Genomic DNA, 12,532 nt, shown 5'->3' with positions numbered 1-12,532 from the left:
AAGAGCAACTGCAACTGCAACTGCAACTGCAACTGCAACTGCAACTGCATGCTTATAGAGCGAGAAGTTTACCGGAATATTTAGCAGCCGACATCTTTACCGACTATAAAAGTGCTAGTTTACTCAACCAGGTTTGCCCGGTGTGCTTCTAGGCCCCAGAACTTCATACAAAACCCAGGATCATCCCGCAGGCCGCGCCGGCACCTGCAAGACCACCCTCAACCCATCACTACGGCTATCGAACTTCAGGCTGCCTGCACAGCGCTGCACGATTGCCTGGACAATGGCAAGGCCAAGCCCGCAGCCGCTGCTCTGACCATGACGCCAGAAACGCTCGGTCAAATGCCCGAGGTCGGCCTCGGCGATGCCCGGCCCGTGATCGCGCACCATGAAGCCCACCTGCCCTTCAGCTGCCTGTACCTCCAGCTCCACTGCCTCGTCACCGCCATGGCGCAAGGCGTTGTCCAGCAGGTTGCGCAGCGCCGCCACCGCCAGCGGTGCGGGCATGCTCAGGTAGACCTGGGCAGCCTCGGGCGGCAAGCTCAGGACGATCCTGCGGTTGTCACCGCCCCCGGCGTCCTGCACAGCCTGCCGCGCGACCTGCTCGGCACTGCACTGAACACCGTCGTCGAACGACAGGCTACCCTCGACCCGTGCCAGCATGAGCAATTGCTCCAGGGTCCGGTGCATGCGATCGGTACCCTGTTCGGCATGTTCGAGCGCTTGTTCGCGCACCGCGCCCTCGGTCATGCGGGCGACCTGCAGGTGGGTCTTGATGGCTGTCAGCGGGCTGCGCAGTTCATGGGCGGCATCGTCGGTCAGGCGCCGCTCGCGCTCGATGGTCTGGGCAATGCGCACGAACAGCTGGTTCTGGGTTTCCAGCAACGGCTGGAGCTCACTGGGCATGCCCGCCACCTGCAACGGCTCGACACTGTCCGGGCGCCTGCGGCGCAGGGCATCGCGCATGCGATTGAGCGGCTCAAGGCCCTTGCCCAGCCCGATCCAGAGCAAGCCCAGGCTGCCAAGCAAAGCCATCAGCACCGGCGCCGAGGCAGCGAGCAGGATGGACTGGTTCAGGGCTTCGCGCTCCATGTGCCGGTCGGCCGTGGTGATGCGCACATCGCCATGGTTGTAAGTGAAGGTGCGCCATGAGGCATCGTCGATGGTCTGGTCACGAAAACCACTGCGCCCGTCATCCATGACGCCATCGTGCTTGTGGTTGCTGGCCAGGATTTCCCCGCGCAGCGAGCTGACCTGACAGGCCATGCCGTCCGGTACGCTCAACTGGTCGGCCGCGTAGTGAGTACCTTCGCCCTTGACGCTGAGCGGCTGGGGCAGTTGGTCGATCAGGCCGGCCACCATGCGTGCAGATGCCACCAGGCGCTGGTCGAGGGAGAACATCATCTGCTGGCGCAGGTCGCGCAGCATCCAGGCGGCAGCCAGCGCCCAGATGATCACGAAAGCGCTGCCCAGGATCAGGCTCAGGCGCACACGTAGGCTCATGTTGGCGTCTCGGTTGGCGCATTGGCAGGGCCCAGGCGATAGCCCAGCCCGCGCACGGTCTCGACGATGCCGTTGCCCAGCTTGCGGCGCAGGTGATGGATATGCACGTTCAGCGCATTGCTTTCCACTTCGTCGTTGAAACCGTACACGCAGTCCTTCAATTGCTCGCTGGATAGCACGCGCCCGGCGTTCTGCAACAGGGCCTGGAGCAAGGCTTGCTCACGACGGGACAGGTCCACGGGTTTGCCGGCCAGGGTCGCCTCGCAGCTGCTGGGGTCGTAACGCAGCGGGCCATGCTCGATCACGTTCACCGCACGCCCGGCGACACGGCGCAGCAGGGTGTGCAGGCGCGCGGCCAGTTCGCGCAGGTCGAACGGCTTGAGCAGATAGTCGTCGGCCCCCGCCTGCAGGCCGTCGACCCGGTCAGTGACCGCATCACGGGCGGTGAGCACCAGCACTGGCAAGGTCTCGCCTTGCTGACGCAGGCGGCGCAGCAGCTTCAGGCCGTCCTCGTCGGGCAGGCCAAGGTCGAGGATCATCACATCGAATTGCGCGGCCTGAAGCATGGCCCGGGCGCCGGCGGCATTGCCCACCCGGTCGACGGTCAGGCCCTGTGCGGCAAGGCCTGCACAGACGCCGGCAGCGATGAGGTCGTCGTCCTCGCAAAGCAGAACGTGCATGGGTGGGGCTCCCGCAATGGTGTAGCCGACATTGCAGCGTGAATGGATTAAGGGGGAATTATGAACGCAGGCACAGGGTTTGGGGAAAAGGATTGGGCGGGGATACGTGCAGATTGCCTGACAGTCAACGAGCGGTATTGCCAGAGCGCCGGACCTACTGCGATGGGCCACGCTGCGGCCCCAGGATTTCAGCCTCGCAGCTGGTAGTGTCGGGGCCGGTCCAGCGCCCCGGCGAGGCTGCTGCGTGACCATGTGGCGCTTAACTTTGTGGGGGCAACTGTCATGCACCCCATCTGGAGCCTATGCCTTTCCAAGTGGGAGCGGCCTTGTGCCGCGATGGGCCGCGCAGCGGCCCCGGCCCTATCAACTGCGAAGCTGAAAAACAGCACCCCCCATGACCGATCCAGCCAGGCCCTTTTTACAGAGATCGCTATCTTACAGATACAGCGCAGCACCACGTGCCCCACCCTGCTCAACGCCCTGAAAAGCCCAGCGCCTGGGGCGTATCCACATCCATCAGCACCCCGGCATCTGACACCTCGATCACCGTGCAACTGGCGCGGTTGGCATGCACCACAGCTCTGGCGCCTTCGTCACCGGTCAGCCCTAACAGCGCCGGCCAGAACGCGCGCCCGAAGATCACAGGATGACCTTGCTGCCCTGCATGACGCGCCAGCACGATGGTCGAAGCCTGGGCGGCCTCGGCCAAGTGCCTGAGGGTCGCGGCCTCAATCCACGGCATGTCCCCCAGCAGGATGGCCACCGCCTGCGCATCGCTGTCAGCCAGGGCGGCGACGCCTGCCGCCAGGCTGTGGCCCATGCCCGAAGCCGCCTGGGCACTGACCACCCAACCACAGGCGGTGCCCAGATCGAAGTCCTCGCGGCCCTCGTCCTCGCGCACCACGACCCGCACATCCTCGAACACTGCCTCGGCCCGTTGTACACACTGGGCCAACAGGCCGCGCCCGTCGGGCAGCAAGGCCCGGCGCTTGTCGGCACCGAAGCGCCTGCTGCGCCCAGCGGCCAACACCAGCGCCGCCACCTTCATAAAGCGGCTCGGTCGAGGCCGTTGCGCACCCGCAGTACATCTGCCAACACCGCCAAAGCGATCTCGGCCGGTGTCTTACTGCCCAGATTGAGGCCAATGGGCGCATGGATACGGTCCAGCGCATCGGCATCCAGGCCGCCGATGCGTTGCAGCCGCTCGCGGCGCTTATCAGAAGTGGCACGCGAACCCATCACGCCGATGTAGAACGCCGCGGTGCGCACGGCCTCGAGCATGGCCAGGTCGTCGATCTTGGGGTCGTGGGTGAGCGCGACCACGGCGGTGTCGGCATGACAACCGCCATTGAAGATGAATTCCGAAGGCAGCTCGCGGCGTATCTCGATACCGTCGATCTGCACCCCGTCGAGCACCTCTTCACGCGGCTCGCACAGCACCACTTCAAACCCCATGGCTTTGGCGAATTCGGCGCAGTACTGGGCAACACTGGAATACCCCGCCAGCAGCAGCCGCTGGGCGGCACCCACGCGCAGGTACACGCAGTCGCCGTCACGGTGCACACGCGGCCCTTGACAGGCAGCGTCCGCCAGCCCCTGGATGCCGCTGGGCACCTTCACCTGGCGCAGCACCCGACGCTGACCCAGCAGCGCGCTTTCCAGCTGGCGCAGATGGTCTTGCACCTGGCAACTGGACGGCAGGCTTTCCACCAACACGTCCAGCACGCCGCCACAGGGCAAGCTGACCCGCGAGCGCGGGTCGCTGCCATCGCCGTAGCGCACGATGGCTGCCGGTTGCACGAACTCGCCCAGGGCCACGCGTTCAAGAAAATCGTCTTCGACGCAGCCGCCGGACAACGACCCCAGCCACTGGCCCTGGTCGTTGACTGCCAGCAACGAGCCCGGCGCGCGGGGCGCCGAGCCGTAGGTGGCGAGCACGGTGCACAACCACACCGCCTGACCTGTGCTGGACCACTGCAACGCCTGACGAATCACCTGTAGATCAAGATGCTGCACGCTTTACTCCGCTTTCAGCTCGGCCAGCTGTTGTTCACTGAGATCGCCGGGCAGCCCGCCCCATGCCTGACGCAGGTAGTTGACCATGTCGGTCACCTGGCGTTCATCGAGCTTATCAGCGAACCCTGGCATCGGCTGCATGCGCTCGAAGCCGGTGAACTGCTGTTCGCGGATCCCGTCGAGTATCACCTTGACCAGGTTGCGCGAATCGGCCTGGCGCAGCACCGTATTGCCCTGCATCGCCACGGCGATGTGCGGCTTGCCCTGGCCTTCCACGCCATGGCAACCGGCGCACACGTTCAGGTACTGCTGGCGGCCGCGCTGGGCACTGTCGCTCATCTGCGCCAGCGGCACGGGCGCGATCACCTTGGCCGCCGGGGGGTTGTCGCCCAGCAGGTAAGTGGCCATGGCGGCAAGGTCGGCGTCTTCCAGGTGCTGGGTGCTCAGGTGCACCACCGGGAACATCTCGTTGAACATGCTGCCCTGGGCGCTGATCCCGTGCTTGAGGAACGCGGTCAGGTCCGGTTGCGACCAGCCGCGCTCGGCCAGGTCGGTGGCCAGCAGGCTCGGGGCGAGGTAGCCATTGAGCAGCCCGCCACTCAGGCGCAGGTCCTGCTGCAAGGCGCCGACCGCGTTGCGCGGGGTGTGGCACTCGCCGCAGTGCCCCATGACCTCGACCAGGTACTGGCCACGCTGCCAGGCGCGGCTGCTGCCTTCGACAGGCTGGGCCCGCACGCTCTTGCCGTACAGCATGTTCCAGCCGCTCAGGCCCAGGCGCACGTTGAACGGAAAGCGCAGGGCCGTCTGTGGTGCCGGGCGATGGACCGGGGCGATGGTCTTGAGGTAGGCGAAGATTGCATCGGAGTCTTCACGCCGCATCAGGTGATACGAGGTATAGGGCATGGCCGGATACAGGTTGGCGCCGTCCTTGCGCTTGCCTTGGGTGACGGCCGCGAAGAACTCCTCGGCGCTGTAGTTGCCGATGCCGTACTGCTTGTCGGGGGTGATGTTGGTGCCGTAGATGGTGCCAAACGGCGAATGAATCGGCAGGCCCCCGGCGAACGGCGCCCCGCCCTCGGCCGTGTGGCACGCCATGCAGTCGGCAGCACGGGCCAGGTACTGGCCGCGCTTGAGCTGGGCGTCATCACTGGCCAGCGCCGAGCACGTTGCGGCAAGGCCAAACGCCAGCGCCAGGGCGCTTCGGAAAAAGCCCATGCTCAACCCTCCTTCACCAGGCCGAGGTCATCGAGCACCGTGCGCGTGGCCTGGTAGTAGCGCACATAGCCGGTGCAACGGCAGATGTGGTGGCCAAGGCTGGCTTCGATACGTGCTTGCACCTCGCTCTTTTTCAGCGGTTGGCGCTGGGCGGTTTCCACCAGCACCGTGGCGGCGTTGACGAAGCCTGGTGCGCAGTAGCTGCACTGGAACGCGAACAGGTCGACGAACTTCTGCTGGATCGGGTTCAACGTAAGGTTGCCGGCCTCGTCCTGCTGGGCGTGGCCCTCGATGGTACGGACCTTCTTGCCTTCGAAGTAATGGGCGCCGGTGATGCAGGTGCGCACTTCTTCGCTGGTACCGTCGGGGTTGTCGACGATCACCACGCAGGCGTGGCAGATGCCCTGCCCGCAACCCAGGCGCGAGCCGGTGAGGTTCTGGTGCTCGTGCAGGTAGTCGATCATTGCCAGGTCGTCAGGGACCTGGACCGGGCCGACCGGTTGACCGTTGAGGGTCAGTTGCAGTGGACGGTTAGCCATTGAGGGCCTCCTGGATACGGGCTGGGGTAATGGGAAGATCGCGTACGCGCTTGCCGATGGCATGGGCCACGGCATTGCCGATGGCACCGACGATCGGGATCATCACCACCTCGGCGATGCCTTTGGACGGGTCGGTAGGTGAAAGCGGCGGGAGGATCTCGCTGCTTTGCGTCCATACCGCCACATCACGCGCGTGCGGCAGACGGTAGCGGTTGAAGTTCCAGTCGCCCTCCCCCGGCCCGCCTTCGTACAACGGCATTTCCTCGGTCAGCGCATGGCCGATGCCCATGGCAATGCCGCCTTCGAGCTGGCCCTTGACCAGTTCAGGCACCAACACGCGGCCGCATTCGACCCAGCTGTGGTGATCGAGCACCTGCACCTGGTGCGTGCCCTTGTTCACCTTCACCTCCACCAGGGTGGCGACCGGGCTGTAATAGGTGACCATGGCGTTGTTCAACTGTGTATCGGGGTAGGCAGGGTTCTGACGGTCGAGCAGGTGGTAGCCGCTGCTGGTCATCTGCGCCTTCTTGGCATTGGCGGCGCCGTCGCCGTACTTCACGGCCAACGCGTCAAGCGGGAAACGCTCACGCACGCCGTCGATGACGAAGTCGGACTCAGCCCAGCTCCAGCGGTTGAAGCCGTGCACGCTCACGCCTGTCACCAGGCCCATGGCATGGGCCTTTTCGGCCAGCTGCGCAAAGGGAATAGGCGCCAGGCCGTTGCCGGTCAGCTCACCGTTGACCCACACAGCGTTTTCCCGACGCACCACCAACGGGTTGGCCTGGCCGCCATGCGGGCCCTGGGTCCAGATGGCCATGGCAGCAGGCCATAGGCCGTGATTGAACAGCGCGCGAGCCGCCTCGCGAGTGGCATGGCTGAAGTAGAACGCCGAGTTGGTCGCCGACGAGGGTGAGGCCAGTTTGCCAACCCAGCGCGGGTCACGCAGGGCGGCATCCTGTTCAGCCTGGCTGATCAGGTACGGGTTGCCGCTGGTGGACAGTTGCAGCTCGGGCCACTCGGTGACGGCCGTGAGTACGTCGTCGGCCGAACGGCCCAGGAAATCGCTGACCACCAGCGCCTGGGAGGTGGACATGCCGGTGCCCAGCTCGGTGCCGATATGGCGCAGGCTGATGCGCCCGTCGCGGCTGAACTCGATGCTGGCCATCGGCGCTTCGGCGCCGGTGCCGAAGTCTTTCTGGCAGATGGCAAAGCCGGTGCCGTACCAGTGATCCGGGTCGCTGGCCTCGCGCCGTTGCTTGCGGGCATCACGTTCACGCCAGCCTTCGTGCTGAGCCGCCTTGTCGAGGATCTCGTGCAGGCGCAATGCACCGGCTGGTACCGCTCCCTGGGTGTTCCTCATGCCCGACTTCAGGGCATTGTTGCGCCGCAGGTCGATGGCATCGACGCCCAGGCGGCCGGCCACTTCGTCCACCATCATCTCGGTGGCGGCCATGCTTTGCAGGGTGCCGTAACCGCGCATGGAACCGGCTTCCACTGCCCGCGAATGATAGGCAGTGACTGCCAGATCGTTCTGCGGCATGTAGTAGATCGACTGGGCAGCGGTCGCGCCCACGGCGGCGACGGAGGGGCTGTAGTTGATGCGACCGCCGCCGTCACAGCTCATGTCGGCACGGAAGATCTTGAAGCTGTTGTCCTTCTTGTCCACCGCCAGTTGGTAGCGGATGTCGAAGGCGTGGCGCTTGATGCCGCTCTGGAATTGCTCGTAGCGGTCGTTGGCCAGGCGCACCGGCACGCCCTCGCCGTACAGCGCCGCCACGGCAGCGTAGAAGACGAAGATGTTGTTGTCCTTGGACCCGTAGCCAACGGTGTAGCCTGGGTGCATGTTCAAGTGCTTGAGGCCAAAGCGTGACGGCTTGATCATGTGCACGCATTCCTGCGCGGCCTCGAACGGGCACTGGGTCGCCACGACGAAATGCAGGGTGCCGCTGGCCACGTCGAACCAGCCATTGCCGTTGTCTGGCTCCAAGGCCGCCGGCTCGATGGAGGGGGTCTTGAAGCGCTCGTCGAAGACCAGCCAATCCTCGGGCGGGTTGGCCAGCTGTTCGGCCATGCGGTTGGCGTAGAACAGGCCCTGCTGGGTCAGGTCGCCGTGTTGGTTGGGCGACTTGGACCACACCGGCTTGCGGTTGAGGATGGTGGGAAACAGCGGCGAATCCTTCAGGCTGGAGAATTCGTCCTCGTCGAACGGGGTGGCACCGCCTACCCGCACGAAGCGGAAACTGCCGTAAGGGTCACGCTGGTACAACGGCGCCTGGGCACCGTAGCGAATCACCTGGTCGTTGAATTGCAGCAGGCGCTTGGCCTGACGGAAGCGCTCGAAGTCGTGCCAGATCAGCAGCGCCACCGGATGGCCGATGAACATCGGTACTTTGCCAGGGGGCAAGAGTGGGTCTGGCGAATGCGCCTCGGGCCAGGCGATGCCGTCGCGCTCCAGGTCGGCCGCGGTGACGATGCGGTCCGGCTGCAACTCGGCGCCCAGCAGGCTGAGGTCGTGGCCCTCGTAGAGGCGGTCGGTCTTGGTGGCCTTGAGCAACAGTGCATGGCCTTGCTGCGCAGGCCAGCCGGGCATGTCCTTGGCACGAATGTCACGGGCGAAGACCTTGTTGCCACAGACTTTCGACAACGCGTCGTTACGAAAGCGCGCCTTGCCATCATGGTTCATCCATTTGAGCGGCGAGGCGGTAACCCGGTCCTCCATCAGCGCGGCGAACGCCTGGCTGCCAAGCGGCGCCATCGTCACGCCGACGCCAGCGATCAGGCCGCCTTGCAGGAAGGCGCGCCGGGAAATATCACGGTTGGACATGCTTGATCCTCTGGGCAGCAGGGGGTGCTGCCCATGTGTTCTTAATTCTTGTGCAGGGGTCGAGGGGGTCGAAACCCTGTCGTGCAGGTCAGGAAAAACTGACTTGATTGTCAACTTTACCGCATTGACGCCATCACAAGCAAAGTCAAGCTGACATTGTGTCGCGGTATTTCTTCGAACCCTGAGGTCAGCGGTCTCGCGTGAACCTAATCCCGCGTTAACAGTGGGTTAATCGGTCCTCGCCAGCATGGCCCCATTCCACGATCTGCCAAGGCAAACTCATGCGCGTTCTTTTGCTGTTACTGATGGTGCTGCTGGCTGGCCCAGCGCAGGCCAACCCATTCGCCACCAAGCCTGACTTTCTGCCCGTCGAACAGGCTTTCGTGCTGACCCATGACCGTCAGGCCGACGGCTCTACCCGCCTGTATTTCCAGATTCAGCCGGGCTATTACCTGTACCAGAAACGCCTGAAGTTCGACGGGCTGCCCACGGCGCAGCATCCACCCCTGCCTGCGGGCATCAATCACCACGACGAATTTTTCGGCGACAGTACCGTCTACCGCGAACAGCTTGAGCTGACAGTGCCGCCCGGCGCGCAGGGGCAGTTGCGTCTTGGCTGGCAAGGCTGCGCCGATGCGGGCTTGTGCTACCCCCCGCAGACAACGCTGATCGACCTGGGCGGCGAAGCTTCGGTCGCCGCCCTGGCAGCTGAGCAGGCCAGCGATCAGGCATTGGCCAGCGGCCTGCAGCACGGCAACCTGGCCTGGGGCCTGCTGGCCTTTTTCGGCCTGGGCCTGCTGCTGGCCTTTACGCCCTGTTCGTTGCCGATGCTGCCGATTCTCGCCGGGCTGGTGCTGGGCAATGGTGCCAGTGCACGGCGCGGCTGGCTGCTGGCTGGCACTTACGTGCTGAGCATGGCCCTGGTGTATGCCGCCTTGGGTGTGGTGGCCGCGCTACTGGGCGCCAGCTTGCAGGCCTGGTTGCAACAACCCTGGTTGCTGGGCAGCCTGGCCGCGTTGTTCGTGTTGTTGGCCCTGCCCATGTTCGGCGCCTTCGAACTGCAATTGCCCGCTGCCCTGCGTGACCGCCTGGACCGCGCCGGCCAAGGCACGCGCGGTGGCAACCTGTATGGCGCTGCGCTGCTGGGCGTGTTGTCCGGGCTGCTGCTGGGCCCCTGCATGACCGCGCCGCTGGCCGGGGCTTTGTTGTATATCGCCCAGAGCGGCGACGTGCTCCAGGGGGCGCTGGTGCTGTTCAGCCTGGGGCTGGGCATGGGGGTTCCGCTGCTGCTGATCGTGACCCTGGGCAATCGCTTCCTGCCACGCCCTGGCGCCTGGATGAACCTGGTCAAAGGCATCTTCGGCTTCGTGTTCCTGGCCATGGCGCTGTACACGGTGCGCAGCCTGCTGCCCGCCAGCTTGCTGTTGGCCCTGAGCGGGGCCTGGCTGATCGCCCTGGGCTGGACAGCCTGGCCTGCGTTGCAGCGCCTTCCGGCGCTGCGCATTGCGCCGTTGCTGGCAGCCTTGTGGGGCGGCCTGCTGCTGATCGGGGCCGCTGCCGGCGGCAGTGACCTGTGGCAACCGCTGCGCCCCTTTGCGGGTGGGACTGCAGTCGCCACCGCCTCGCCTGCCCACGATGCCTTCGTCACCGTGAGCACGCCCGAGGCGTTGCAACGGGAACTGGACGCGGCCAAAGGCCGTAACCAGTGGGTACTGCTCGATTACTACGCCGACTGGTGCGTGGCGTGCAAGGTCATGGAAACGCAGGTCTTCAGCCGCAGCGACGTCCAGGCCGAACTGGCCGGCGTGCACCTGCTGCGCCTGGACGTGACCACCGATACGCCGGCCAGCAAGGCGCTGTTGCAGCGTTACCAGGTGCCTGGTCCGCCTACCCTGATCTGGCTTGGGCCAGAAGGCCAGGAGCGGCGGGCAAGGCGCATCACCGGAGAAGTGGATGCCGCCACCTTCGTGCAACAGTGGACCCTTACCCGGAGCCAGGGCTGATGCTGACCGTGACCCTGGGACCACTGACCATGGCCCTGAACCATCTGGTGCTGCTGTGTGCCCTGGGCATCGCCAGCGTGGTTGGCTGGTGGGTGGCACGGCGTGGCGGCGAGAGCCCCGAGTCCGCGCTGTTCAATCTGTTTCTGATCGGCCTGTTGTGCGCGCGGATCGGTTTTGTCGTGGCGTACTGGTCGATGTACCGAGGCGATCTGCTGCAGATCATCGATATCCGCGACGGCGGTTTTCTGCTCTGGCCTGGGCTTGTGGGCATCAGCCTGGCCGCTGTGTGGCAAGGCTGGCGGCGCCCTGGCCTGCGCAGGCCATTGGGCTGGGCGCTGTTCAGCGGCGCCTTGTTCTGGGGGTTGGCCAGCTTTGGTAGCCACCTGTACAGCAAGGGGACCGAACTGCCTGCGATCACCCTACGCGACGCTGCAGGCGAGTCGGTGGCGTTGCAAAGCTATCGGGGCAAGCCGCTGGTGATCAACATCTGGGCAACCTGGTGCCCGCCCTGCCGTCGGGAAATGCCTGTGCTGCAACAGGCGCAAGGCGAGTATCCCCATGTGACGTTCCTGTTCGTCAACCAGGGCGAGACCCCTGAAAACGTCAGCACGTTCCTGGCCACCACCGGCTTGAGCCTGACCCACGTGCTGTTCGACGGCACTGGCCTGCTGGCCCAGCGCGTCGGCTCCATGGCCCTGCCTACCACCCTGTTCTACGACGAGGGCGGGCGCCTGCTCGGCAGCCACTTGGGCGAGCTGTCGCGCGCCAGCCTGCGTCACGCCCTGAAATCCTACGAACGGGCCACCACGCCCGAACCTGCCGCACAAGGACATTGACCATGCGACTGCCTGCACTCCTCCCGCTCACCGTTTGCTTGCTTGCCAGCCCTGCCCTGCATGCCGAAGACCTGCCCAAGGCGGTCCAGCAATTGCAAAGCAAGGGCGCCGTGATCAAGGGCAGCTTCGATGCGCCCAACGGCCTGCGCGGCTACGCCGCCGAGTACCAGAACAACCCCCTGGCCCTGTACCTCACGCCTGACGGCAAGCACGTGCTGGTGGGCAGCCTGTTCGACGAGCAGGGCCAGGACCTGAGCGCCGCCCCGCTGGAGAAGCTGGTGTACGGCCCCATGACCCAGGCGTTCTGGCAAAAGATGGAAAAGTCTGCCTGGATCGCCGACGGCAAGGCCGATGCACCGCGCAAGGTCTACCTGTTCAGCGACCCCAACTGCCCGTATTGCAACATGTTCTGGGAACAGGCCCGGCCATGGGTGGAATCGGGCAAGGTGCAGCTGCGCCACATCATGGTCGGTATCATCCGTGAGGACAGCCCAGGCAAGTCGGCAGCACTGCTCGCCGCGAAGGACCCCGCCAAGGCCCTGCAGCAGCATGAGAAAGCCGGCAAGGGCAGCACCCTCAAGGCCTTGGACAAGGTGCCGGCCGAGGTGCAGCAAAAGCTCGCCGCCAACATGGCCCTGATGCAGGAGATGGGCCTGCAGGCCACCCCTGCGATCTTCTATCAGGACAGGGAAGGCAAGGTGCATAGCCAGCAAGGGGCGCCACGGCCGGAAATGCTGGGGACGATTTTGGGTAAGCGGTGAAGTACGGGAATACGCGATGAAATGCCTGGGAGCGGCCTTGCCGGGACGCCGGACTGGCCACAAGGGACTACGCGGCAGCCCAGGCAACATGAGCAGCGGCGTCGACATCTGGGGCCGCTTTGCGGCTCGTCGCGGCCGATCCGACGCCCAGGCAA

General features: G+C 65.1%; 10 protein-coding genes. 3 read left to right on the top strand and 7 right to left on the bottom strand.

All coding sequences use genetic code 11. From position 1 onward, the window contains the following. Positions 1-180 precede the first annotated feature (180 nt). The 7 genes from ACK59L_RS20430 to ACK59L_RS20400 all read right to left on the bottom strand — a co-directional run bounded on the left by ACK59L_RS20430 (position 181) and on the right by ACK59L_RS20400 (position 8,777). The gene (locus ACK59L_RS20430; protein ID WP_409275679.1) at positions 181-1,503 is read right to left on the bottom strand and encodes an ATP-binding protein; all 1,323 of its coding nucleotides are present in this window, start codon (positions 1,501-1,503) and stop codon (positions 181-183) included. After that, positions 1,500-2,183, bottom strand: a complete 684-nt coding sequence (locus ACK59L_RS20425) for a response regulator (protein WP_409275677.1) — start codon at positions 2,181-2,183, stop codon at positions 1,500-1,502. The genes ACK59L_RS20430 and ACK59L_RS20425 overlap by 4 nt, the downstream gene beginning before the upstream one ends. Positions 2,184-2,655: 472 nt before the next feature. Beyond that, entirely contained in the window at positions 2,656-3,231 is a 576-nt protein-coding gene (locus tag ACK59L_RS20420; RefSeq protein WP_058638444.1) for an NTP transferase domain-containing protein, read from the bottom strand. Continuing rightward, entirely contained in the window at positions 3,228-4,199 is a 972-nt protein-coding gene (locus ACK59L_RS20415) for an XdhC family protein (RefSeq protein WP_409275675.1), read from the bottom strand. Before ACK59L_RS20415 ends, ACK59L_RS20420 begins: the two co-directional genes overlap by 4 nt. A gap of 3 nt (positions 4,200-4,202) precedes the next feature. After that, positions 4,203-5,414, bottom strand: coding sequence for a c-type cytochrome (locus tag ACK59L_RS20410; RefSeq protein ID WP_409275673.1), 1,212 nt, complete (start codon positions 5,412-5,414; stop codon positions 4,203-4,205). 2 nt (positions 5,415-5,416) lie between these two features. Then, the gene (locus ACK59L_RS20405) at positions 5,417-5,953 is read right to left on the bottom strand and encodes a (2Fe-2S)-binding protein (protein WP_023535868.1); all 537 of its coding nucleotides are present in this window, start codon (positions 5,951-5,953) and stop codon (positions 5,417-5,419) included. Beyond that, on the bottom strand, positions 5,946-8,777 hold the full coding sequence (locus ACK59L_RS20400) for a xanthine dehydrogenase family protein molybdopterin-binding subunit (RefSeq protein ID WP_409275671.1): 2,832 nt from the start codon (positions 8,775-8,777) through the stop codon (positions 5,946-5,948). Before ACK59L_RS20400 ends, ACK59L_RS20405 begins: the two co-directional genes overlap by 8 nt. A gap of 281 nt (positions 8,778-9,058) precedes the next feature. Between ACK59L_RS20400 and dsbD the strand changes: the two genes are divergently transcribed. Genes dsbD through dsbG form a run of 3 tightly spaced genes read left to right on the top strand, consistent with a single transcriptional unit; the run spans position 9,059 to position 12,377 of the window. After that, positions 9,059-10,780, top strand: coding sequence for a protein-disulfide reductase DsbD (gene dsbD, locus ACK59L_RS20395; protein ID WP_409275669.1), 1,722 nt, complete (start codon positions 9,059-9,061; stop codon positions 10,778-10,780). Beyond that, entirely contained in the window at positions 10,780-11,616 is an 837-nt protein-coding gene (locus ACK59L_RS20390) for a prolipoprotein diacylglyceryl transferase family protein (RefSeq protein ID WP_409275667.1), read from the top strand. Before dsbD ends, ACK59L_RS20390 begins: the two co-directional genes overlap by 1 nt. 2 nt (positions 11,617-11,618) lie before the next feature. Further along, complete coding sequence (gene dsbG, locus ACK59L_RS20385) at positions 11,619-12,377, top strand: thiol:disulfide interchange protein DsbG (RefSeq protein ID WP_409275665.1); 759 nt, start codon at positions 11,619-11,621, stop codon at positions 12,375-12,377. Positions 12,378-12,532 lie beyond the last annotated feature (155 nt).

This window comes from Pseudomonas sp. KCJK9111 (assembly GCF_046231935.1).
Classification (GTDB): domain Bacteria; phylum Pseudomonadota; class Gammaproteobacteria; order Pseudomonadales; family Pseudomonadaceae; genus Aquipseudomonas; species Aquipseudomonas parafulva_B.
Note: the sequence above shows the minus strand (reverse complement) of the source record. Positions and strands in the feature narration are given on the sequence as shown.